This is a genomic window from Microbacterium sp. NPDC060132 (assembly GCF_042729675.1).
Taxonomy (GTDB): domain Bacteria; phylum Actinomycetota; class Actinomycetes; order Actinomycetales; family Microbacteriaceae; genus Microbacterium; species Microbacterium sufflavum.
In genome coordinates this window covers 1367609-1390632 of sequence record NZ_JBHWXU010000001.1, presented here as the reverse complement: position 1 = coordinate 1390632, position 23024 = coordinate 1367609, and the positions used below count along the sequence as shown (strand labels likewise).

Here is a 23024-nt window from a genome sequence, read left to right as displayed (position 1 = left end):
GCTCACTTCGAGGAGTAGGAGGACATCCGCTCCTCGACGGTCGCGATCGCCTCCTCCGGGGTGGCCGTCAGCCGCACGACCTCGTCGAACGCGGTGGCCAGGTCGGTCGCGTACTCCGCGCTGTACGGGCGGCTCGCGAGGGACTTGGCGTTCGGCGAGGAGGCCGCCTCGGCCCAGACGCCGAAGTCCTGCAGCTCGTCGAAGGCCGCGCTGCCGGCGAGGGAGGAGCGGCCGGGGAGGTTGCCCAGCGCGACGGCGAACTTCTCCATCGGCTCGTCGCTGACGAGGTAGGCGAGGAACGTCGCCGCCTCTTCCTTGTGCTTCGAGTTGGCGGGGATGAACAGGGTGCTCGCGGTCACCTGCGTGCTGTTCTCCAGCTCGGGGGTGGCGGCGGGGATGGCGGTGACGCCCCATTCGAAGTCGGGGGCGATCTTGGCCGCGCTGGCCGAACGCCATTCGCCGTCGATGATCATGGCCACCTGGCCGCTGAAGAACGGGTCCTGCGCCGAGAGGTACTCGCCCTGACCGGAGACGAACGTGGCCATGGCGTCGGCGCCCACCGGCTCGATCACGTTGTCCTGGTACCACTGCAGCGCTTCGAGGTTGCCGTCCTCCGCCGGGGTCGGGCCGTCCTCTCCGTCCCAGCTGCCGCCGAACGCGTAGCCGAGAGTGGTGAGCGTGGTGCTGTCGTTGGCGGAGCCGAGGCCGAGCTGGGTGATCTTGCCCGAGGCGTCCTTCTTGGTGAGCTTGGGGATGGCGGCGGCGAGCTCGTCCATGGTGGTGGGCGGGGTCACACCCGCCTCCGCGAGCAGCTGGGGGTTGTAGAGCAGCTGGAAGCTGTGGATGGCGATGGGCAGCGAGTAGATCTTGCCGTCGTAGGTCATCTGCTCCATCGCGCTGGGCACGAAGTCGTCGACGTCGATGCCCTCCGCGGCGATCGCGTCGTCGAGCGGGGCGAGGATGCCCTTCGAGGCCCAGGCGCCGACGGTGTTCCCGAAGTTGTCGGAGATGTCGAACGAGCCGTTGGACGACGACATCGAGGTGAGCTGCTTCTGGGTGTCGGGGCTGGAGACGCCCTTGACGACGATGTCGTCCTGGCTGGCGTTGAAGTCGGCGATGATCGCCTCCAGGGCCTTGGCCTCCTCCCCTCCCCACAGGTACGAGAACGTGATCTCGGTGGGGCCGTCGGCGTCGCTGCCGCCTCCCGCGCATCCGCTGAGGGCCACGACCGTCGCTGTGGTCAGTCCGGCGGCGACCAGGGCGCGCCGGCGCATGTGCTGCTTCATGTGCATGGGGAGTTCTCCGCTCATCGTTGACCTTGCAAAAGGATTGGAATAGACCAATTCGGAACCGCTGAGAACAGACATTGACACACCTGGGGGCGGTCGTCAAGATTGGGTTAGTCCAAATGAGGGGGAACCCATGACGATCGAGGGTGTGACGAAGCACGAGCGGGTGCGCCGGCATCTCGAGGAGGTCATCCAGCAGGGCCTGGCGCCGCACGAGAAGCTGCCGACCGAACGCGATCTCGCCGAGTCGCTCGAGGTCAACCGGCAGACGGTGCGCCGGGCGCTCGACGAGCTGGAGCGCGACGGGCTGGTCTACCGGCTTCAGGGCGCCGGCACCTTCGTCAGCGCCTCGCGCATCAGCAAGGCCTTCGAGCTCACGTCGTTCTCCGAGGACATGCTCGCCCGCAACATGCGGCCAGGATCGCTGTCGGTCGATGTGTCCATCGCCGCGGCGGGGCAGACCACCGGCTACGCCTTGAACCTCAGCCCGCAGTCGCCGGTGGTGCGGATCCGCCGCGTGCGCACCGCCGACGACATCCCCATCTGCCTGGAGGTGTGCTCGATCGCGGCCGACGCCGTGCCGGGGCTGGAGGAGGGCATCGTGGGCGACTCGCTCTACGAGGATCTGCGCACCCGGTTCGGCATCTCGGCCGTGCGTGCCGACCAGGAGATCCACGCGGTCGTGCTCGACGAGGAGCAGGCCGCGGCCCTGCAGACGCCCCCGTTCTCGCCCGCGTTCCTCGTCAAGCGCACCACCTACGACGCCCGCAGCCGGCCGCTGGAGTACGCCGAGTCGGTGTACCGGGGCGACCGCTACTCCTACCTCCTCTCGATCTCCCGCCCCTGAGCGTTCGCGCTCCCGACCGGCAATCCCTTCACCGACGAAAGGCTCCTCGTGTCCGACCCGACCCTCCGCCCGCGCATCGCCCTGCTCCCCCTCGACGATCGGCCGGTGAACGTGAAGCTGCCCGGCGACGTCGCCGCGGTCGCGGGCGTGACGCTCGACGTGCCGCCCGCCGAGATCCTCCCCGCATACCGGACGGCGGGCGACGCGGACGCGCTCGGCGCCTGGCTGCGGGAGCGCGCGGCCGACCCGGCGACCGTGCACCTCGTGGTGTCGGTCGACATGCTGCTCTACGGCGGACTCATCGCGAGCCGGACGAGCCACGACACGACGCGTGACGTGCTGGCGCGTCTCGACGTGCTGCGCGAGGTGCGGCGGATGCGCCCCGAGCTGCCGCTCTCGGCCGTCTCCCTGGTCACGCGCGCCAGCAACTCGTACTCCGCGGCCGAGGAGCCGGAGTACTGGACGGCGCACGGCAAGGAGATCCACGCCCTCGGGGGCGACGCCCACCGGCTGCTCGGCGAGACCGACGTGCTGCCGCTGGAGGAGCTGACACCCGTGCCGGCCGATGTCGTGTCGGACTACGCGACGCGGCGCCTGCGCAACCACATCGTCAACCTCTCGACCCTCGGGCTGGTCGAGGACGAGACGCTCGACTTCCTCGCCATCACCGCCGACGACACCGCGCCGTTCGCGGCGGGAAGCGCCGAGCAGGTGTGGCTGCGGCACTGGATGCGGATGCTGCCGTCGGGCCGTCGCGTGCTCATGTACCCGGGCGCCGACGAGGTGGGGGCGGCGCTCGTCGCCCGAGCTCTCGCGGGGAACGCCGGGGTGACGGTGTCGTTCGCGGTGGCGTGCGCCGACGCCGCGGGGATGGAGCGGATCCCGCCGTACGAGAACATGTCGCTGGCGGCCTCGGCGAGCCGGCAGATCCGCGCGGCCGGTGCCGTCGAGGTGGCGGCGGACGCCGACGTGACCCTGGTGCTGCACGCCCCCGATCCCGACCGGCACGACATGTTCCGCGGGCGGCCCGATGTGGTCGACACCGCGGCCGTCGCCGGCACCGTCGCCCTGGTGCGGGAGCGGCTGGAGGCGGGCGAGCGGGTCGCGCTGGCCGACGTGCGGTATCCGAACGGGGCGGACGAGGCGCTGGTGCGCGCGCTCGCCGACGCCGACCTGCTCGGGCGGCTGGAGGCGTTCGGCGGCTGGAACACGGCGGGGAACACGCTCGGCAGTGTGGTCGCGGTCGCGGCCGCCGCAGTGGTCGGCCGGGCCACGGGGTCGTTCGACGAGCGGGCGGCGCGGATCGCCCTGCTGACCCGGCTGCTGGACGACTTCGCGTATCAGGCCGTCGTGCGCACGGACTCCGGGCCGTCGCTGTTCCCCGACATCTACCCGATGGCGGACGACGCGCGGGTGGCCGAGGCGTCGCGGGTGATCCGTGCGGAGCTGACGGCACTGCTGGAGTCGATGCTCCCCGCCGACGGCGTGCGCATCGACGAGCTGACGCTGCCGTGGCGGCGGTCGTTCGAGATCGGCCTCGTGCTGCGGTAGCTCCGGCGGCCGGCGTTCGCGCTTGCCTCATCGAACGATTAACGATAGATTTCTGTTGTTTCTCGACGGGAGGTGTCGCATGGCCAAGGGAACGACGATCGCGCTGCAGGTGGTGATCGCCCTCGCCCTGCTCGGGTCGCTGGTGGTGCAGACGGTGATCGCGCCGCTCGTGTACGCCGACCTGGAGGGGGAGGCGACGTGGGCGCGCATCACGCTGGTCGCGATCCTGGTGCTGGGCGTCGCGACGATGCAGGTGTTCGGGGTGTGCGTGTGGATCCTGCTCCGCAAGGTGCGGCGGGGATCCCTCTTCTCGACATCCTCGTTCCGCTTCGTCGACACGATCATCGGGGCGATCCTGGCGGCGGCGGTGCTCGCGTGGGTGCTCGCGGCCCTGCTCGCCCCGGGCGAGATGGCACCCGGCGTCGTCGCGCTGATCGGCGGTGCGGGAGTGGTGCTCGCCGGGATGGCGTTGCTCGTCGTGGTGATGAAGGCGCTGCTGCGGCAGGCGATCGACCGCGACGCGGAGGCACGGGCTCTGCGGTCCGAGCTCGACGACGAGGTGATCTGATGCCGGTGGTCGTCGACATCGACGTGATGATGGCGCGCCGGAAGATCGGTGTCGGCGAGCTGGCGGAGCGCATCGGGATCACCCCCACCAACCTCGCGGTGCTGAAGAACGGCCGCGCGAAGGCGGTGCGGTTCACGACGCTCGATGCGCTGTGCGTGGCGCTGGACTGCCAGCCGGGCGACCTGCTGCGGTGGGTGCCGGACGACGGGGCGCCCGCGGACTAGCCCGGCAGTACGGAGTCGAGCAGCCCGGGGAAGCGGGCGTCGAGGTCGTCGCGGCGGAGGGTGAGGGTACGGCGCCGCCCGTTGGGCTCGTTGCGGATGACGCCGGCCTCGCGCAGCACCTTCATGAAGTGCGACTTGGTGGACTTCGGCAGGTTCGGGTCAGTCGCGTGGCAGGAGGCCATGTCGAGGGGACCGTCGGCGAGCTGGCGCGCGATGGCCAGTCGCTCGGGGTCGCTGAGCGCGAAGAGCACCTCGGTCAGCTGGATCTCGGAGCGCTCCGGGTGGGGCAGGTCGCCAGGCATGGTTCGAGAATAGTTGAACAATGGTGCGAGGGCGAGTACGCTCCGAGAGTTCGATGATTCTCGAACTGTCAAGGAGCCGCGCATGACCACCACCGAGCCCATCGTCACCGCCCCGCCCGCCGCGCCCCGGCACCCCCGCCCGACCACGACGCGCACCCGGCTCGGGTTCGTGCTCGTCGTGGTCGCGCAGATCCTGATGATGGCGGGAGCGAGCGCACCCTCGCCGTTCTACCCCGTGCTCGCGCACGACATCGGGTTCGCGCCGGTCGTGATCAGCGCGGTGTTCGCGGTGTACGCGGTCGCACTGCTCCTGACGCTCCTCACCGCCGGGTCGCTGTCGGACCACGTGGGGCGGCGACCGGTCGCGGTCGTGGGGTTCCTGCTGCTCGCGGGGAGCATGTTCCTGTTCTGGCACGCCGACGCCGTGTGGGTGCTGTTCGTGGCGCGCATCCTCCAGGGCGTCGCGAGCGGGGCGCTGATCTCGGCGCTGTCGGCGACGGTGCTCGACTTCGCCCCCGGGGGTCGAGCGAAGACGGCCGCGCTGTGGAACGCGCTGAGCCCCGGCATCGGACTCGCGCTCGGCGCGCTCGTGTCGGCGGTCATGCTCGATCTCACCCGGGAGGCGCTGCTCGACGTGTTCGCCCCGCTCACCACGGTGTACGTGCTGCTCGCAGCGCTGTTCCTCGTCGTGCCGGAGACGGCTCCGCGGCGGCCGGGCGCGTGGGCGTCGCTGAGCTTCCGCCTGTCGATCCCCGCCGCGATCCGGGGCGACTTCTGGCGCGGAGCCCCGGCCGTCGTGGCGGGGTGGGCCACGGGCGGGCTGTTCCTGTCGCTCGGCGCGAACATCGTGGCGCGTGAGCTCGGCGGCGTCGCGCACCTGTGGCAGGGCCTCGGCGTGGTGCTGCTCGCCGGGGTCGGGGCGGTCACGGCGTTCGCGATGCGCGGGCGCTCGGCGCGCACGAGCGTGCTGTTCGGCACCGCGGCGCTCGGCCTCGGCACGCTGCTGTCGCTCCTCGCGCTCGGGGTCGGCTCGCTCCCCTTCTACCTGGGCGCGGCCGCGGTCACGGGCATGGGCTTCGGCACGGCGTTCTCCGGTGTGGTCGCGTCGCTCGCACCGCGCATTCCCCCGACCGAACGCGCCGACACCTTCGCGGTGCTGTACGTGCTCGCCTATCTCGCGTTCGGCGTGCCCGCCGTGGTCGCCGGGTCACTCGTCGGCGTGGTCGGGCTGGAGGCGGTGTGCGTCGGGTACGGGGTGGTGGTGATCGCGCTCGCCGCGGTGGCGTTCACCCTGCGGGTGCGGGCGGGGCGGTAGCTCCGGGCGGTCAGGGGGTCGTCATCGGGGTGGTCGACACGTCGATGATCCCGAGCGGGAAGGGGCTCACGACGGACCAGGACCCCAAGGTGAACTGCTCGAGATCGATCGACTGGAACCACACCTGCGACACCACGACGGCGATCACGACGAGCACGCCGGCTCCGTACATCGCGCGCTCCAGCGTCCGCAGTGCCGCACGCTCGTCGGCAGCCTTCGTCACGCGACCGAGCGCGATCAGGAAGATCACTGCGAGGGCGACGTAGACCAGCACGTTGGACTGAAGCGCCATCGAGACGCAGACGGGCGCCTGGTCCACCGACCGACCCTCGGAATCGACGAAGCCGCCGCTGCCGTCGTAACCGCCCGGGCAGTAGCTCTTGCTGCCCGTCATGAAGGCGGAGTAGACGACGCCCGCGACCACCATCCAGATCAGAGTTCGTCGAATGCCCGCGATCACCACGGCGCCCGGGAGTGCAGAGGCGGCGGTCTCGATGTGCTGCGACGGTGGCGGCGTGAGCGACACGGGGTCTCCTTCGCGGTCGGTCCCCTTCATCATGGCGGAGGTGCCGGCGGAGAGGAAGGGTGCAGGTGCGCACGCAGCGGCCCCGCGCGCGCCCGGAGGCGACGCGCGGGGCCGACTGCCGCATCTCAGCGGCGGCGCCACACCGCGACGGTTCCCGCGCCGATCACGGCGAGCGCGGCGGCACCGAGGAAAAGCCAGGAGAAGCCGCCCGTCATCGCCTCGGCGGCAGGGACACCGGCGGCATCGAGCGCCGAGGTGCGCAGTCCCGCGATCGTTCCGAGTACCGCGAGGCCGACCGCACCTCCGATCTGCTGGCTGGTGTTGATGAGTCCGCCCGCCAGTCCCGCCTCTCCCCCGTCGACCCCGTCGACCGCGAGCTGGGTCGTGGCGACGAACGCGCCCCCGAGTCCGATGCCGATCAGCAGCGTGGGGCCGAGCAGGTGGACGAGGAAGACCGCGTCAGACGGAGCGAGCGCGAGCCACACGAGCCCACCGGCGAGCACGAGGAGCGAGGCGGCGAGCACGCGTCGAGCGCCGGCGCGACCGATCAGCGCCGGGACGACGCCCGCGACGACGACCAGGGCACCGGCGAGCGGCAGCTGGGTGAGGCCGGTCGCGAGCGCGTCGTAGCCGAGCACCGCCTGCATGAACACGGAGAGCGCGAAGAACAGCGCGACCATGGCGGCGCCGCCGAGCAGCATCACGACGTTGCCGAGGGCGAGGTCGCGGTTGCGGAACACCGCCAGCGGGAGGAGCGGCTCCGGCGCGCGACGCTCGATCAGGAGGAACACGGCGCCGAGCACGAGCGCGACGGCGAAGAGCCCGAGGGGCAGAGGGTGGACGAAGCCGAGCTGCTCGACCGCACTGAACGCCCCGACGAGGGCGACGAGTGCCGCGGTCACGCTGATCGCACCGGCAGCGTCGAGGCGACCGGAGGCGCGGACCGTGTCGCGGGTGATGAGGAGCGGGACGGCGATGAGCACGACCGCCCCGACCGGGACGTTCACGAAGAACACCGACTGCCACCCGAGGGTCGCGGTGAGCACGCCGCCGAGGAGTACGCCGGCCGCGGAGCCGATGCCCGCGACGGCACCCCAGACGCCGAGCGCTCTGGTGCGTTCGGCGTCGTCGGGGAAGAGGTGCGTGAGCAGGGCGAGGGCCGCGGGGGCGAGCAGTGCGGCGGATGCCCCCTGGAGTGCGCGCGCGGCGAGGAGCATCTCGGGCACGACCGAGAACCCCGCGAGGGCCGAGGCGACGACGAACCCCGCGGTGCCGAGCAGGAACACGCGGCGGTGGCCGTAGCGGTCGGCGAGCCGCCCGCCGAGGAGCAGGAGGCCGCCGAACGCGAGCACGTAGGCGGTGATGACCCATGCGAGCGCGGCCGTGCCCATGCCGAGCTGCTGCCCGAGCACCGGAAGGGCGATGTTGACGATGGAGGCGTCGAGCACCACGAGGAACTGCGCGAGCGCGAGCACGCTCAGGGCGAGCCAACGGCGGGTGCTGCGCAGAGGGGCTGCGGCGGAGGCGAGTGGGGTGAGGGTGGTCATGGTTCTCTCTTCTCTGTCGTGTCGGTCGGTGTGGATTCAAGGGGAGTGATTGCTCACTCACTCTCGCAGGCACGCGAAAGGGTGCGACCGCGGGCGGCTCACTCGGGGTGGGTGATGCCCGCAGTCAGGAGGGCGACCCAGTCCTCGGGCCGTCCGTCGAGCTGCGTGGTGACGATGAGGTGGCAGAGCTGCCCGTAGGCGATGAAGCGCTGCACGTCCTCGTCGCTGCCGCCGGAGCGGGACTGGACGTACGTGGTGATGCGCCCCAGCCCCGCGCGCAGCGCTTCACCGATCACCTCGATGTCGGCCACGGACTGCGCGTGCACCTGGAGCATGAGCAGCGTGCGGTCGGAGATGAGGTGGGCGTAGGCATCGCCCATCGCTTCGAGCACGGTCGCGGGTTTCTGGTCCTGCGCGGCGTCGGCGCCCTCCTCGAGGGCGACGAGGATCGCGTCGAAGCACGCGTCGAGCGCGGCGACGAAGAGCGCCTCCTTGCCGGAGTACAGCTTGAACACGTAGGCCGGGGAGATCTTCGCCTCGCCCGCGACATCGGCCACGGTCGTGCCGTGGAAGCCCCGGCGCGCGAACGCACGCAGAGCCGCAGCAGCCACGAGCGGACGGCGGGCGTCGGCCGTGGAGAGGACGGAGCTTCGGGTGGCGGGCATGAGAGTGACTGTACACTCACTCTTGCGGGCGGGGCAAGAGGTGCGGTGGTTGCGCGGGCTGAAGCGGCAGGGCGATGCGACTTCCGGGTCGGTGTGTCCGCATAGGCTGGATCGTCTGCCTCTTCCTCTGAGGCACCTTCCCCCTGGAGCCCCCATTGTCTGCATCGACGACCCTCGACCGCGCCCGCTATCGCGACCACCCGTCGGTGCTCACCGCGCTGAAGAACCCGCGGATGCTGACGCGCGAGGTGCTCGCCGGGCTCGTCGTGGGGCTGGCGCTGATCCCGGAGGCGATCGCGTTCTCGGTGATCGCGGGGGTGGACCCGAAGGTGGGGCTGTTCTCGTCGTTCATCATGGCGGTGTCGATCGCGTTCCTCGGCGGGCGCCCGGCGATGGTGACCGCGGCGACCGGGGCCGTGGCGCTCGTGATCGCGCCGGTCGCGCCGACGTACGGGCTGGACTACTTCATCGCGACGGTCATCCTCGCCGGGATCTTCCAGGTCGTGCTCGGAGTGCTGGGCGTCGCGAAGCTCATGCGGTTCATCCCCCGCAGCGTCATGGTCGGGTTCGTGAACGCGCTGGCGATCTTCGTGTTCAGCTCGCAGTTCCCGCAGCTGATCGACGTGCCATGGCTCGTGTATCCGCTCGTGGCGCTCGGGATCGTCGTGATGCTGGTCATGCCGAAGCTCACGAAGGTCGTGCCTGCGCCGCTCGTGTCGGTGATCATCGTGACCGGGGTCGTGCTCGCGTTCGGCATCACGGTGCCCACGGTCGGCGATCAAGGCGAGCTGCCGCGGAGCCTGCCGGAGCTCTTCATCCCGAACGTGCCGCTGACGTGGGAGACGTTCACGATCATCGCGCCGTTCGCCCTCGGGGTGGCGCTGGTCGGGCTGATGGAGTCGCTGCTCACCGCGAAGCTCGTCGACGAGATCACCGACACCCACTCGAACAAGACGCGCGAGTCGTGGGCGCAGGGCGTCGCGAACGTGCTGTCGGGGATCTTCGGCGGCATGGGCGGCTGCGCCGTGATCGGTCAGACCATGATCAACGTGAAGGCCTCGGGTGCGCGGACCCGCATCTCCACGTTCTGCGCCGGCGTGTTCCTGTTTCTGCTGGTGGTGGTGTTCGGCGACTTCGTCGGGACCATTCCGATGGCGGCGCTCGTGGCCGTGATGGTGATGGTCGCGATCGGGGCGTTCGACTGGCACTCGATCAAGCCGTCGACGCTGAAGCGCATGCCGAAGAGCGAGACCTTCGTGATGGTGGCGACGGTCGTGCTCGTGCTGATCACCCACAACCTCGCGGTCGGGGTTGTGGGTGGCGTGCTGGTCGCGTCGGTGCTGTTCGTCCGGCGGGTGGCGCACTTCGTGACGGTGACGCGTTCGGTTGCGGGCGACATGGTGACGTATGTCGTGGATGGGGAGCTGTTCTTCGCGTCGAGCAACGACCTCACGACGCTGTTCTCCTACACGGACGATCCATCCCGCGTTGTTGTTGATCTGTCGGGATCGCACGTGTGGGACGCGTCAACGGTTGCCGCGTTGGACGCGATCGAGACGAAGTACGCCGCGTTGGGGAAGACGGTGGAGATCGTCGGGATGAATGACTCGAGCGGGACGATGCACGGGCGGCTGACGGGCGGGTTCGAGTAGGTTGCCGCCGGATCCCCCCCATGTCACGGTGAGGAGAGTTTCAGTCGTTGCTTGAGTATCTCGCAACTGCGGCGGCAGCACGGTCTGGGAGTCCGTCTTCGTACACCGCTTCTACGCCGAGCTGGGCAACCACGTATTCGAATCCAAGACGATCGAGAGTATGAGTGGCGAATGGGAAGCCGCGGATGTAGCTGTGGAAGTGTGCGCGTTCATTCCCAACTTCTCGCATGTGCTCGCCGATCAACTGGGCGGCGACTGGCGCGTCTGGGTGCAGCAAAGGGCTTAAACGTCGGTGCAGCTTCTCAACTTCGGAGAAGGCATCCGCGCTGAGATCCAAGAGGTCGATGTCAGCGTCGTGCTCGCGCACCTGCCGTCGGGCTGCAGTATTGCTCTTACCCACGGCGAAGCGTTCCTTGTCCAAAAGCACGCGGGCTTCGGGCTCGCGACCCGGCTGGTCCGCCCCGGTGACGCGCGCGATCATATGCAGAGTGGTGATTCGGCGCGCACCGTGCAAGAACGCATTCCGCATCGAGTAGAGCAGACGGTAACCGAAGCTGCGATCGTAGGTATCGGAGAACGATCGGGCGACCTCGTCCTTGAGCCCATGCTCACCGTGGCGAACTGCTTCTGCTTCGACGTGCTCGTGGTACATCTTAAGCCCGGCGCTGAAGTTCAAGATCCGATACTCGACGAGTGGCGGCATCCACTCGTTGGGGCGCGACCGCGACCGAAGTTGTCGAAGGACCTCTTCCCTCACGTTCTGGAGGTCAGCCCACGCAAAAGAAAGGGAGCTATCGAAGCTTCGGGTCGCCCGGTGGACGGCGCCGTGGGCCTCAAGCGCTCTTTTCCAGGTTTCATCGTCTAGTTCGCGAATCTGAGTCCAGCGGAACTCTCCGGGCTTGATCTGCTCGTGCCTGAAGAGCGCCTTCACGATCTCGACCTGAGTTTGACCGTGTTCATCGACCGGCAGCCGATCGCGGAGGTCTGGAGGCAGCGCAGCCGCGACGTCCTGATGAGTGAATGCGATGGCAGCCGTGGACATGGCTCGAATCTCCTAACGCGAACGTTGCCGTAACGCAGCGTGCCGTGAAACGCCTGTGCCTCAGCCGATGGCCGCCTGGATTTGACTGGCGAGCTTCTCGATCGCCCTCCACGCGGTCCATGAGTGCTGGCGGACGCCTGGGGTGCTGATCGAGTCGCCACTTCCAGCGGAATCGCGTAGCCGCTCTTTTGTAACTCACTCAACTGCCGTATCGCTTGTGTATCTTCATCGGGTTGCGATCATCCTCAACTCGCGTAACGATGCCACGCTGCTTCAGGGACTCGATGAGCCTGAGATTGTCGGCAGTGTTCGGAACCTTCGGTTTATCGCGGCCGAATCGCGTCAGCTGACCATAGTCGCCACCCAGAGAATTCAGCACTCCGAAGAGCTGCGCGTCTGATGCTGTATTCAGGTACGGCATGAGGTGATGTAGCACCTCACTATTTCCGATCCGATGACTCGCCATCTGTTCAACGACCGAAAAACTCACCAGGATTCCGAGCCTTCGAGCAGTCTTCCCGATTTCGACAAGCCCAGCTGCCCCGCCGGCTGATGTGTACTCTTCAGCGTTCTCAGCGATTACCCGCTTCGCCTCGTCCGTCACCGACGTGCTCGCAAGCACCTTCGCCAGGTCAATGCCGACGAGATCCGGCGTCACCCACTCGGCGAACTTCGGCGACACGGCGATGACGCGCTCACGCGTCGTCCAGTCCGCAGAAGCAAGATGCTCATAGGTCGCGGCACTGCCGGAGATCACCCGGCGAGCGACCAGCTCGGGATACAGCGCACCCGACTCGACGGGCAGATCAGCGACCGCGAGCCACGCCTTCAGCCCGAGACTTTCCGCCAGCTTCGCTCGAAGCACAGCACCAAGTGTGGACGGGGTGGAGATCAGGGTAACGGCGAGGCTGCGCTTCTCGTCCTCGTCGGCATCTTCGTGCTCGGTGATCTCTTCCGCCGACGAAAGCACCACAGCGAGATTCACGTCCGCGCTGCCGATCTGTTCGATATATCTCGTCACATTCGAGAAGGTGGCCGGAAACTTATCGTGCGCCGCGAGCACGGACCAGGTCTCCTCTGGCACGTCCTCGACATCCGAAATGCGGCTCTCGTCGGAGACACCCTCGATGAAGCGCTCGAGGAGATCCGGCGCCGCTCCGTGCACCTCACCGATAACCACGTGGAACCGGTCGGCCGCATGGTTCGTTGCGGCGTGACCACCGACAGCGTCGAGATAGCTCGGCAGCTCGGCAAGCGCCTTGGCGTACACGTCCGCGCGATGAGCGGCTCTGAGCTGGTCGAGACCAAGACCGCCATTGTCACCGACCGCCGCCTGGAGGTTCGACAGACTCATCTCGTAGAGACCGAGCTTCACAAATGCCGGCCGCACGACTTCGCTCGTGCCCGATAGGTCAGGCAGCGACAGACCGACGTCCTTGAACAGGAGTGCGATGCGTTCGGCTCGCGCAGCAGGCAACGCATCGCTCGCGATTGCGGGCAGCTGCGCATAGTTGGTAGCGAGGTAGGCTTTTGCCTTCTCTGTCACGGCTTGCTTCGGCTTTGTAGCCAAGCCTGCGAGGCAGGCGCTGACGAGCATGACTTTCGTCTCGTCGTCCAGGTCGACGTCCGCGACCAAGTAGTTGAGCACTCGCGGGCTCCGTGCCGTGAGCTTCTTCACGAGCGCCTCGCGGGAAGCACCGCTGCTCAGGTAGCTCTCGAGGAACTTCTTGCCGTCTGCGTCGAGGCGTGCCAGCGCCGTGATCATGATGTCTGCATCTGCGCTGTTTGCGCCCAGTAGGTGGTCCAGGATCGCGATATTGAACAGAGCTGGATCGGCGAGCGACCGGGCTCCGCGCTCACGGATCACAGCCTCTGCGTCCTCGGCTGACAGGACGAACTGCGCGTCCATGAGTCCACGCTCGACGTGATGGATGATGAAGTTCGTGGCCGCGGGACTAACGCGGTCCCCGTGGAACGTCGATGTGTAGAGCGTGAAGTTGCGATCGAGGTAGCCCGCCCGGATCAGGTTGTACGCGAGCCCCTTCGTCAGTAGCTTCTCTGCAACAGCAGCGAGCGGTTGAGTCGCCCTCGTACTCGACCAGGAAATCGGGCTGGCCCATGAGTTCGCCCATGTCGGACGTGCGCAGGAATGCAAGCTGTTCCTGCAACTCCCGAACCTGCTCGGACTCCACCTCGTCGTCGCCTTCGCGCCACGCTTCCAAGTCCAGTGTGTCGCCAACTAGCACAGCGATATCGCTCCGCGACAGCGTGAACGACCCGCCGCCGTAGTACGGATTGGTCCATCCCACGGTGCGGTCCTCGGACTCGGCCAGCTCACGCCAGAATTCGATCGACTCGAACTCTGTCGCGGCGGCACCTCGTCCGTTCAGGAGGTACTGGCCGCTTTGAGCACGGACGTTGTTCGATGAACGCACCAGCAGATCTATACGAGCGACCAACAACTTTCCGAGCCGTGACGCCCGCTGCTTAGCGACCGTGCGCCGCGAGATCTCCACGCGAGCAGTCCGAAGCTCGCGCTCAACGCGCCGGATGTTCTCCGATACCAGCGTCCGACTGACCTCATACAGCTTGTCGAGCTTGCTCTTGCCGAGCCGGATGACCTCAAAATCGCTGAGGTGCGTGCTCTTGTAGAGCATCATCGCGAACAGCTGCGTCTCGCTCAGCTCGAGCTGCTTCCCGTCCCCCGCAAAGATCCTGTCGCGGAAGACAATGAACTCATTGCGCACGTTCTTGAGCAGTCGCATGTCCGGCACGAATCGGGCGGCGAGATCGATCAGGTCTGGCGACACGTCGTGCTCGATGCCACGCAGGATTTGAGTGGTCAGGTTCCGGGCGCTTCGGTGCGTAATGAATGGAACGACCGGGATGACGAGGTCGAAGAACTTGGTGCGGTTCGCCCGCACGATCTCAGCCTGCGCCGGATCGGTGATCTCGATGAGCGCCACGTCGACCTTGCGCTTCTCGTGTTCGAGACTCACCCGGTCAAAGATGCTGTCCTTGATGGCGTAGATGAAGCGGATTGGCTTCTTGATCTGGGGCGATGCGTTGAGGAGCGCGTTCAGGGAGCGCAACGTCTCGAAGATGTGTGAATCGTTGAAGCGGTCGATGTCCTCGAAGATCACGACGTCGCGCTTCGAGGTTTCGAAGAAGTAGACGATCTCGTCCAAGTACTGATCGAAATATGAGACTGACTTCTCGTCCAGCGTCACGGCGGCAGGGCCAGCCGAGAACTGGCGGATGTGGATCCGGCCGTGAAGCAGAGCGCGAGCGGCAACGATCCCGACAGCCGCGAGTACCGCGATGATCGGGTACACCCAGAGACCCAGCTCAAACAGCGGTCGGAGCGTGCGTTCAATCGTCCCCGCCCAGCCCAAAATCATGAAGGCAAGCGCAACGACCACGCCGCCCATGAGGGCGAGCACGACCTCCCTCCCCCAGCTAAAGCGCTCGATCCGGCGGAAGCGCGAAGCGCGAGCGGACCTCGGCTCTTCTCGGTAAAGCAGCTGCTTGACGATCTCCTGCTGGATACGGTTCGTTGGCGTCCTCGCCTGGGCCGGAACCGAATCATCGACCTCGGTGTCGTCAATCGGCGAAAGCGTCGAAAGCGAAAGCTCGACCACGCGGCCATCGTGATCCGCCGCGACGCGTCTCAAGATGCTGCTCTTGCCGACGCCGTAGTTTCCGGAGAGTGCGATGTTTAGGACATCGTCCTTCTTCAGGTTCTCGGCGATGGCCTCGGCGTATTGTGCGTGCTCGGACTCGATGAACTCGGGCGTAAGCGCGGTCAATTCCCAGCTCGGAGCCCCAGGCTCGTCGTTGAGAGCAATGTCGGCCTTCTTCGCGCGCCGGTCCTCGAAGTAGTCCTTCACCCGCTTGATCACTACTCTGTCTCCGTGACCTCATCAAGGGGAAGCTCGTCGCTCGCCTCTATGTTCGACGCAGATAGCGGTTTACGCACGTCGACGACCGATGACCGCAACGTCATTCCGGTTCTTGACGCTGCGACGGCGACAACCGAAGGCAGTCGGCGAATGCGGTCGACGGAGCTCTTCGTGCCGCGATACTGCAGCGCCAGGAACCATCCGTGCGTGGCACCATCGGATGTGAGGTAGCTCGGAAGCTGCGCCTCGAGGCCGTTCCAGAACTTGCCGTTATGCACCTTCTTGACCTCGATCAAGACTCGCGCTGTGGTTCCGGACGCCGCCTTGAAGTCGACCGGTCCTCGTCCAAGTTCCACCTCACGGTCGATCTCGACATTGAACTGGCGTAGGTATGGCTGCGCCAATCCGAGGAACAGCAACTGCGCCGCCTCCTCGGGCTTTTCCGATCCATCCGAGTTCCAGAGCAGGCTCCATCCACGCTGCTGCTCTACGAAGTGCTGGAACCGGTCGACGAGCTCACCGACCAATATGAGCAGGTCATCATGTGACGTGACGGTACGCGCTGTGAGGGGATGCTCAGCTGCGTATGCGACTGGCGCCTGGTCCCACTGGACGACGCCGAGCGGATCCGCGCTGAAGTCGTAGCCGTGGAGGTCTTGTCGACTCGTCTGTTCACGAGCCCATTCGCGCACTCGATCCGGGTGGCGGCGTGCCCAGCTGACGATGTCGGCCTTCCGCACGGCCTCGCCGACCTGGAGGTTGAGGGTGAGTCTGATGTCTTCGTTGAAGTGCGAGTCGAACCAGTCATCGGCGTTCAGCGTCGGAAGCTCGTTGAGCAGCGCTTGCGGCAGCAGGATGACCGGTCGACCGTCATTCGGGTTCGTTGGAAGCTGCACATCTTCGGCGATCCAGCGGGCTGCATCGAGCGAGACGCGTGCCGACTTCACACGGTGTGTATCGAGCGGGATGCCGTGCCGTTCGGCGATCATCTGGGTGTATGCGATGAAACGCGCCTTAAGCACGTTGACTGTGGCGTCGGAAATCCGGTCGGGACCAATGCCGACATTGAGGATACCGATCTCCTCGATATGTTCAGGTTGCGCGAGTCCGGCTGCGATCGCGGTCGCGATGCCGTCCGCCATGGTCGCGGCAAATCGATCGCCCGAACCCGAGCCGCTCGTGCCGCTGGCTGTGTATCCCAAGCCAACCTCGAATGGCTCCGGGAACGTCAGGAGCCGCCGAGCTGCGTGCGCCGAAACGGACGTCGAGCTGGTCGCTTTCGCCACCAGGCCGTAGCAATGGACAAAGTGCGCAATGAGCTGCTCGTGAGCACTGGCCCACTCCCCTCCGGCTTCGAGGAGCAACAGCGGATCGATGAACAGCTTGGTATCGACCGTCAGATGGGGGTCGAACCAATCGTCATCAGCTGTCTGAGTGACGCCGAAGTGTTCCGAGAATCGCATGGCTACGCGCACCTCCGAGGGGGCTTCGTAGATGCGGAGTCGACACGGCTAATCATCGCTGTGCCTCGCTGCCTGCGAGGACTTCGGCCTGCTCGAGCACCAGCTCAATCGCCTTCGCCTCTGCGTCCGGCGGGTAGTCATACTTCGCAAGCAAGCGGCGCACCTTCGTGCGCATCGCGGCGCGAACCGAATCCTTCAGGTTCCAGTCGATCGTTGCCGATGCCCGAACCGCGGTGACGAGTTCCTGGGCGATCTTCTTGAGTGTGTCGTCTCCCAGCTCAAGCACCGCGGCATCATTGATCCGGACAGCGTCATAGAACGCAGCCTCGTCTTCACGCAGTCCGAGCGACTTGTGGCGGGCGTCCTCGGCGCGCATCGTCTTGGCGAGCTTCACGAGCTCCGCAATGATCTCTGCCGTCGTCAGCGATCGGTTCGTGTACCGATTGATCGCTTCCTCGAGCTGCTCGGAGAACTTCCGTGCCTGCACCACATTCGTCCGCTGAACGGTGCGGATCTGGTCGTTCAGCAACCGTCGGAGCAGCCCCATCTGCAGGTTGGGCTTCTCCTTCTCGGCGAGTGAATCGAGGAACTCTTCCGACAGTAGTGACAACTCAGGAGTCTCGACCCCGGCCAGCTGGTAGACGTCGATCACCTGATTGGCCGAGACGGCCTCGTTCAAGAGCTGACCGAGGGCAGTGTCGATCTCGACACTTCCGCTGCCGCCACGCCCCGAGTCGGGGTTCTGTATCTTGAGGATCGCCGCGCGCACATCAGTGAACAAGCGAACGTCGTCCCGAATGGCGGCCGCTTCATCACGCGCGCCGGCCAGCGCAAATGCCTTTGCGAGCGCCAGCACCTGGTCGTTGAAACGGCTCGTTCGGTCTGGATCAGCCATCACGAAGTCGAGCACCTTGGCGTACTCGGCGAGACGCTGTGACGGTGACAGCGCCGGGGACGCGTCGTAAGTCACGCCGTGAAGTAGTCCCCGCACGACGTCGTGCTTCTCGAGCATGATGTCGACCATGTCCTCGATCGGCACGCCTGCCTGATCGCGGTCGGACGGCGAGTACTCGCTCAGCGCGCTCTGCAGGTTGTCGAAGATGCCGATGTAGTCGACGATCAGTCCGCCCGGCTTGTCCCGGAACGTTCGGTTCACGCGTGCGATGGCCTGCATGAGCCCTGCGCCCTGCATGGTCTTATCGACGTACATAGTGTGCATCGACGGAGCGTCGAAGCCCGTCAGCCACATGTCACGCACGATGACTAGCTCAAGCGGATCGTCGGCGTTCTTCGCGCGTGCCTTGAGATCCTTGCGCACGTCCTTCGAGTGGATGTGCGGCTGGAACTCTGCCGGGTCTGCCGCCGAGCCGGTCATGACGACCTTGATCTTGCCCTTTGCGGGGTCGTCGGAGTGCCACTCCGGGCGCAGCGCCACGATCTTCTCGTAGAGGCGCACAGCGATGCGGCGGCTCATCGTGACGATCATGCCCTTGCCGAGGATCGACTCGCGTCGCTTCTCCCAGTGCTCAACGATGTCTGCAGCCACCATCTCGAGACGCGCATCGGCACCGACAATCGCCTCGAGCCGCGACCACCGCGACTTCGCAGCGGTGGCAGCGTCCTCTTCGACCTGCTCGGTAACTTCCTCGACGAGTTCGTCGAGTGCGGCGTAGTCCTCAGCCGACAGATCGACCTTGGCGAGGCGGGATTCGTAGAAGATGCGGACGGTCGCACCGTCCTCGACCGCACGCGTCAGGTCGTACACGTCGACGTAATCACCGAACACAGAGCGCGTCGACTTGTCTGCCGAATCAATCGGCGTGCCGGTGAAGCCGAGATACGTAGCTCCCGGCAACGCGTCGCGCATGTGCTTGGCGAGTCCGGCCTTGAGTCGTCCGCTGCGGTCGAGGTACTCGCTGAAGCCGTACTGCGAGCGATGCGCCTCGTCCGCGATCACGATGACGTTGCGTCGATCCGTGAGCACGACGTTCGCATCGCCATCCTCGCCCGGTGCGAACTTCTGGATGGTCGTGAAGACGATGCCGCCAGATGCCCGGGTCAGTCGTGTGCGCAGATCCCTGCGCGTCTCGGCCTGGACTGGCGATTCAGGCAGGATGTGCGCAGGCGCGAAGACCTCTTCGTAAAGCTGGTTGTCCAGGTCGTTGCGATCCGTGATGAATACGAGCGTCGGGTTGGCCATCCGCGCGTCGCGCATCACCTTGGCGGCGTAGAACACCATCTCGAAGCTCTTGCCGGATCCCTGGGTGTGCCAGACGACACCACCACGACGGTCGCCGGATGGACTCGATGCCTGGATGGTCGATTCGACTGCAGCGTTGACTGCCCAGTATTGGTGGTACTTCGCGACGCGCTTGATAAGCACAGAAGTCTTCTGCTTCGTAACCTTGTCCGTCACCGTCTCGCGGCTGAACACGGCGAAGTTGCGGAGCAGATCCAAGAAGCGGGTCTTATCGAAGACGCCCTTAATGAGCACCTCGAGTGCCGGCCGATCGGTTATCACCGTCCTACCGTCCATGGTCTTCCATGGGGCGTAGTGCTCGAACGCACCGCTGTAGCTACTCATCGCGGCAGAGGTTCCGTCGGAGATGACCGTCACGGCGTTCGCCAGGAACACCGACGGGATGTCCTTCCGATACGTCTGCACCTGATTCCAGGCGGACTTGAGCGTTGCGTGTTCGGCAGCGGGGTTCTTGAGCTCCAGGAGCGCCAGCGGGATTCCATTGACGAACACCAGCACGTCGGGGCGACGATTCTTGCCGTTCTCGACAATCGTGAACTGGTTGAGCGCGACCCAGTCGTTACGATCTGCGTGCTCGAAGTCGATCAGGTTGATTGTGCGCGCCCGGAGGATGCCGTCGGAGCCACGTTGCTCGACGGGCACGCCTTCGGTGACCAGCTTGTGCAGCCGGTAATTCTCGTCGATAGCGCTCTGCGACTCGGCCCGTCGGACGCGCTTGATGGTCTCAGCGACCGCGTCGTTGTCGAGACCAGGGTTCAGGACGCGGACCGCGTCACGCAGTCGATCCCAGAGGAAGACCTCCTCGTAGGACTCACGCTCAGCAGTAGCTTCGCCGGGCGCGAGGCTCGGACCGTGCAGCGTGTGATAGCCAAGCTCCGCGAAGTATTCGAGCGCGGCTAGCTCGACGACGTTTTCGTTGAAGGACGTCATGCTTGAAGCCCCTGAGACTCGGGGACTCGAACTACGCCCTCCAGCAGGTCTGGAATCAACGACTCGCGTACTCGAATCAGCTCCGCGTTCTCTTGCCTCCGGCTATGGATCAAAGCCAACGTTGATTCTGCCCGGAGCCGGATTTCGTCAGATATTTCACGCGTATCAGGCACCGCGATCGATAGGACATCAGCGGGACGAACTCGCTGGTGGCTACCGGACGTGCCAGTCACGCGGCGAGGCAACTCATCGATGAACGCGCCCGATCGGACGGAAAGCCACAGCTGGTGCTGGCTGCTGTCGGCGTTCGCTATCAGGCAACTAAATTCCGTCGAGGCGACAGCCGGAACTCCCGCCGCGGGAATCGCCCACCAAGTCCTGTTGAAGCGCGGATTCAAGCGTGACACGAGGACGGTCGGTTCGGTCAGTTGCACCTTCGCACTCATGATCGACTCACCTGCCACTCGATCGGGGCGCGCCCCTGAGTCAAAAGCGGGGAGGCTGAAATGATCGACGATGTCGCTGCCGAGAGACCGCGGCACCACCGTCGACCGCACCGTCGTGCAGAGCTCACCGAGCGGCACTAGCGGAAGTGTTGGTTCGATAAGACCTATCTCGGCGTCCAGTACGTCAGCGGCGACTTTGACCACCCGCGAGTTGGCTGCGATTCGGCCGTCGAGTGCTCCAAGCGCACTTGCAATGCCAACCTGCTCTGCGAGGTCTGGGGCTGTGACCGGGATCATCGCGAGGGCGCGCTGTGTCAGCTTCGGTTGTGTCGACCCGCTGAGGAACCCGTTTACGTCCGTTGCTTCCAGCGCGTAAGACAAGAATCTGGTGTCGTTCGCCTCGTTGCCACGGAGTATATGTGCGTGGTTATTGACCCAAAATCGCCCATCGGCGAGAAAGGCGATCGGAGTCTTCCTGCTACGTAGATTCTCCCCGTCCTCCGCCACCAACAGGTGCAGTCCATCGAACAAGTAATCATCGACGTAGTCGACAACTCCACTCGCTCCGTAGTACGGATACGGCCCAGCGACGCGGTCAACGGAGCGAACAGGGACACGACGACTATCCAAGTTGAGAGTGCGCGATGCAAGCGACTCGGTCGTCCACGTCATGCGGAAAGCCCCTTCATCCGCTGACGCAACTCCGCCTCGAGGGCGTTGCTCTCGTCAAGCGCGGACAGCAGCTCTCGGCGCAACCTATCGAGACGTTCCTGAGCTCCTTCGCCATCACGTTCCCGTTCTTGGCTACCGACATAGCGTCCCGGGTTCAGAACGAACTGATTGTTCGCGATCTCCTCGGTGTTGGCGGCGCGGCAGAATCCCGGCACATCCGAATAATCGCCATCGTGATTGCGCCAGGCGTGATACACATCTGCGATTGCCGATATGTCGTGATCGCCGAGGACTCGAAGTCGCCGGCTTTCCATGTGTCCGAGCGCCCGAGCATCGATGAAAAGGACTTCGTCGTCGCGCCTCCGGTGGCCATTGCCCGCGCGGTCCTTCGACAAGAACCAGAGGCTGACCGGAATCGGAGTGTTGAAGAACAGATTTGTGGGCATCGCCACGATGCAGTCCACAAGGCCCTCTTCTACGAGGCTCCGCCTAATCTCACCCTCGCCTCCACTCTGCGTTGACAGGGCACCGTTCGCCAGCACGAATCCGGCTGTGCCTTTCGGGCTCAAGTGATGGATGAAGTGCTGCACCCATCCGAAGTTCGCGTTGCCCTGTGGCGGTGTCCCGTACTTCCAGCGCGGGTCATCTGCGAGCTTCCCGTCCCACCAATCAGAGACGTTGAATGGCGGATTCGCGATGATGAAGTCCGCACGGAGGTCCGGGTGTAGATCTTCCGTAAACGAGTCGGCTGACTTCGGGCCAAGATCGGCTTCGATGCCTCGCAGCGCGAGGTTCATCTTGGCGAGCTTCCACGTCGTGTCCGTGTACTCCTGGCCGTAGACCGAGATGTCCGTGCGCTTGCCACCATGCGCTTTCACGAACTCTGCGGACTGCACGAACATGCCACCCGAGCCCGCTGCCGGGTCGTAGACCCGCCCCTTGTACGGCTCGAGCATCTCGACGAGCGTCTTCACAACGCTTCGAGGCGTGTAGAACGCACCAGCATCCTTGCCGGTTTCCTTGCCGGCGAACTGCCCGAGGAAGTACTCGTAGACGCGCCCAAGCACATCGTCCGCACCATGGTCATCGGTGCTGGTGAATCCGATGCCGCCGATGAGGTCGACGAGCTCGCCGAGGCGCCGCTTGTCGAGACCATCACGTCCGTAGTTGCGCGGGAGTACACCTCGAACCGAGGGGTTTTCCTTCTCGATGAGGTCCATCGCCGTGTCGATGTCCTGGCCGACGGTCGTCAGTTTCGCCCGGGACTGCACGTAGCCCCAGCGAGCGTTCTCAGGCACCCAGAACACGTTCTGGCTGGTGTACTCATCGCGGTCTTCGAGGAAGGACGCAACGCGCTCCGGCTTGATCCCATCTGCGAGCAGCTCCGACTCCAGCGAGCCGCGGCGCTCCTCGAAGCGGTCTGAGATGTACTTCAGGAACACCAGACCAAGCACGACGTGCTTGTACTCGCTCGGCTCCTGATTTCCGCGCAACTTGTCGGCAGCGTCCCACAGTCGCTGCTCCAGCGTCTTCGTTGGTTTCGGCTTTGCGGTTCGTCCTGCCATGGCGTGTTGCGGTCTCCTTACGCCACAAAGGCGTAGATGGTAGGGGGTCTGGTCACTGATCTCACGCTATCGGGCGTTTTCAGGATCTTCGCGAAGTAGCCCACGTGAACACCGTGTCGACCGGCGTCACACCCCGGTAGACGAGCAATCTCCAACTATTGCCGGACAATCGCCGTTGACGAAGGCTTCCCGCTCAGCGGCAACGCAAGCCGCCTCCGTCGCTGGCCGCACGAGATCTCATCGACTTGAAAGTGTGTC

Annotated in this window: 18 protein-coding genes; 6 read left to right on the top strand and 12 right to left on the bottom strand. The window is 65.6% G+C overall.

Features of this window, described 5'->3' with window-relative positions; genetic code table 11:
• Positions 1–2: 2 nt before the first annotated feature.
• Positions 3–1310, bottom strand: a complete 1308-nt coding sequence (locus tag ACFWCH_RS06885) for an ABC transporter substrate-binding protein (RefSeq protein WP_168387117.1) — start codon at positions 1308–1310, stop codon at positions 3–5.
• Positions 1311–1422: 112 nt separating this feature from the next.
• Here ACFWCH_RS06885 and ACFWCH_RS06880 point away from each other — a divergent pair, with 112 nt between their 5' ends.
• The 4 genes from ACFWCH_RS06880 (at position 1423) to ACFWCH_RS06865 (ending at position 4479) form a co-directional block, all read left to right on the top strand.
• Positions 1423–2136 (top strand): GntR family transcriptional regulator, encoded by a 714-nt coding sequence (locus ACFWCH_RS06880; protein ID WP_378803214.1) that lies wholly within the window; start codon positions 1423–1425, stop codon positions 2134–2136.
• 48 nt (positions 2137–2184) lie between these two features.
• A complete protein-coding gene (locus tag ACFWCH_RS06875) occupies positions 2185–3687 on the top strand; it encodes a DUF4127 family protein (protein WP_378803213.1) in 1503 nt (500 codons plus the stop codon).
• A gap of 79 nt (positions 3688–3766) precedes the next feature.
• Positions 3767–4255 carry a DUF2975 domain-containing protein gene (locus ACFWCH_RS06870; RefSeq protein ID WP_136034449.1) on the top strand — a complete coding sequence of 163 codons (489 nt, stop codon included), beginning with the start codon at positions 3767–3769 and terminating at the stop codon, positions 4253–4255.
• On the top strand, positions 4255–4479 hold the full coding sequence (locus ACFWCH_RS06865) for a helix-turn-helix transcriptional regulator (RefSeq protein ID WP_206252005.1): 225 nt from the start codon (positions 4255–4257) through the stop codon (positions 4477–4479). The genes ACFWCH_RS06870 and ACFWCH_RS06865 overlap by 1 nt, the downstream gene beginning before the upstream one ends.
• Here the strand turns inward: ACFWCH_RS06865 and ACFWCH_RS06860 are convergent.
• Entirely contained in the window at positions 4476–4781 is a 306-nt protein-coding gene (locus tag ACFWCH_RS06860) for a helix-turn-helix transcriptional regulator (RefSeq protein WP_247638159.1), read from the bottom strand. The genes ACFWCH_RS06865 and ACFWCH_RS06860 overlap by 4 nt on opposite strands.
• Before the next feature lie 82 nt (positions 4782–4863).
• Here ACFWCH_RS06860 and ACFWCH_RS06855 point away from each other — a divergent pair, with 82 nt between their 5' ends.
• Positions 4864–6096, top strand: coding sequence for an MFS transporter (locus ACFWCH_RS06855; protein WP_378803212.1), 1233 nt, complete (start codon positions 4864–4866; stop codon positions 6094–6096).
• Between the two features lie 10 nt (positions 6097–6106).
• On the opposite strand, the gene ACFWCH_RS06850 is transcribed toward ACFWCH_RS06855, so the two are convergent.
• The 3 genes from ACFWCH_RS06850 to ACFWCH_RS06840 all read right to left on the bottom strand — a co-directional run bounded on the left by ACFWCH_RS06850 (position 6107) and on the right by ACFWCH_RS06840 (position 8834).
• A complete protein-coding gene (locus tag ACFWCH_RS06850; protein ID WP_378803211.1) occupies positions 6107–6622 on the bottom strand; it encodes a hypothetical protein in 516 nt (171 codons plus the stop codon).
• 125 nt (positions 6623–6747) lie between these two features.
• Positions 6748–8169, bottom strand: a complete 1422-nt coding sequence (locus tag ACFWCH_RS06845; RefSeq protein WP_378803210.1) for an MFS transporter — start codon at positions 8167–8169, stop codon at positions 6748–6750.
• Positions 8170–8267: 98 nt separating this feature from the next.
• A complete protein-coding gene (locus ACFWCH_RS06840) occupies positions 8268–8834 on the bottom strand; it encodes a TetR/AcrR family transcriptional regulator (protein ID WP_136034458.1) in 567 nt (188 codons plus the stop codon).
• A gap of 155 nt (positions 8835–8989) precedes the next feature.
• Between ACFWCH_RS06840 and ACFWCH_RS06835 the strand changes: the two genes are divergently transcribed.
• Entirely contained in the window at positions 8990–10486 is a 1497-nt protein-coding gene (locus ACFWCH_RS06835; RefSeq protein ID WP_378803209.1) for a SulP family inorganic anion transporter, read from the top strand.
• Positions 10487–10526: 40 nt separating this feature from the next.
• Here ACFWCH_RS06835 and ACFWCH_RS06830 read toward each other — a convergent pair whose 3' ends face one another.
• The 7 genes from ACFWCH_RS06830 to ACFWCH_RS06800 form a co-directional block, all read right to left on the bottom strand.
• Entirely contained in the window at positions 10527–11528 is a 1002-nt protein-coding gene (locus ACFWCH_RS06830) for a hypothetical protein (protein WP_378803207.1), read from the bottom strand.
• A gap of 199 nt (positions 11529–11727) precedes the next feature.
• Positions 11728–13437, bottom strand: coding sequence for a hypothetical protein (locus ACFWCH_RS06825; RefSeq protein WP_378803206.1), 1710 nt, complete (start codon positions 13435–13437; stop codon positions 11728–11730).
• A gap of 46 nt (positions 13438–13483) precedes the next feature.
• Positions 13484–15430, bottom strand: coding sequence for a hypothetical protein (locus ACFWCH_RS06820; protein ID WP_378803205.1), 1947 nt, complete (start codon positions 15428–15430; stop codon positions 13484–13486).
• A complete protein-coding gene (locus ACFWCH_RS06815) occupies positions 15430–16893 on the bottom strand; it encodes a hypothetical protein (protein ID WP_378803204.1) in 1464 nt (487 codons plus the stop codon). Before ACFWCH_RS06815 ends, ACFWCH_RS06820 begins: the two co-directional genes overlap by 1 nt.
• A gap of 52 nt (positions 16894–16945) precedes the next feature.
• Complete coding sequence (locus ACFWCH_RS06810; RefSeq protein ID WP_378803203.1) at positions 16946–20083, bottom strand: type I restriction endonuclease subunit R; 3138 nt, start codon at positions 20081–20083, stop codon at positions 16946–16948.
• Positions 20080–21201, bottom strand: coding sequence for a restriction endonuclease subunit S (locus tag ACFWCH_RS06805; RefSeq protein ID WP_378803202.1), 1122 nt, complete (start codon positions 21199–21201; stop codon positions 20080–20082). Before ACFWCH_RS06805 ends, ACFWCH_RS06810 begins: the two co-directional genes overlap by 4 nt.
• Complete coding sequence (locus ACFWCH_RS06800) at positions 21198–22766, bottom strand: type I restriction-modification system subunit M (RefSeq protein WP_378803201.1); 1569 nt, start codon at positions 22764–22766, stop codon at positions 21198–21200. Before ACFWCH_RS06800 ends, ACFWCH_RS06805 begins: the two co-directional genes overlap by 4 nt.
• Positions 22767–23024: the final 258 nt, after the last annotated feature.

Excerpts from the sequence above, each read along its gene's own strand:
- ACFWCH_RS06885 (WP_168387117.1), bottom strand. The coding sequence starts at position 1,310 with ATGAGCGGAGAACTCCCCATGCACATGAAGCAGCACATGCGCCGGCGC.
- ACFWCH_RS06880 (WP_378803214.1), top strand. The coding sequence starts at position 1,423 with ATGACGATCGAGGGTGTGACGAAGCACGAGCGGGTGCGCCGGCATCTC.
- ACFWCH_RS06870 (WP_136034449.1), top strand. The coding sequence starts at position 3,767 with ATGGCCAAGGGAACGACGATCGCGCTGCAGGTGGTGATCGCCCTCGCC.
- ACFWCH_RS06865 (WP_206252005.1), top strand. The coding sequence starts at position 4,255 with ATGCCGGTGGTCGTCGACATCGACGTGATGATGGCGCGCCGGAAGATC.
- ACFWCH_RS06860 (WP_247638159.1), bottom strand. The coding sequence starts at position 4,781 with ATGCCTGGCGACCTGCCCCACCCGGAGCGCTCCGAGATCCAGCTGACC.
- ACFWCH_RS06855 (WP_378803212.1), top strand. The coding sequence starts at position 4,864 with ATGACCACCACCGAGCCCATCGTCACCGCCCCGCCCGCCGCGCCCCGG.
- ACFWCH_RS06845 (WP_378803210.1), bottom strand. The coding sequence starts at position 8,169 with ATGACCACCCTCACCCCACTCGCCTCCGCCGCAGCCCCTCTGCGCAGC.
- ACFWCH_RS06840 (WP_136034458.1), bottom strand. The coding sequence starts at position 8,834 with ATGCCCGCCACCCGAAGCTCCGTCCTCTCCACGGCCGACGCCCGCCGT.
- ACFWCH_RS06830 (WP_378803207.1), bottom strand. The coding sequence starts at position 11,528 with ATGTCCACGGCTGCCATCGCATTCACTCATCAGGACGTCGCGGCTGCG.
- ACFWCH_RS06825 (WP_378803206.1), bottom strand. The coding sequence starts at position 13,437 with ATGGACGCGCAGTTCGTCCTGTCAGCCGAGGACGCAGAGGCTGTGATC.
- ACFWCH_RS06815 (WP_378803204.1), bottom strand. The coding sequence starts at position 16,893 with ATGCGATTCTCGGAACACTTCGGCGTCACTCAGACAGCTGATGACGAT.
- ACFWCH_RS06810 (WP_378803203.1), bottom strand. The coding sequence starts at position 20,083 with ATGACGTCCTTCAACGAAAACGTCGTCGAGCTAGCCGCGCTCGAATAC.
- ACFWCH_RS06805 (WP_378803202.1), bottom strand. The coding sequence starts at position 21,201 with ATGACGTGGACGACCGAGTCGCTTGCATCGCGCACTCTCAACTTGGAT.
- ACFWCH_RS06800 (WP_378803201.1), bottom strand. The coding sequence starts at position 22,766 with ATGGCAGGACGAACCGCAAAGCCGAAACCAACGAAGACGCTGGAGCAG.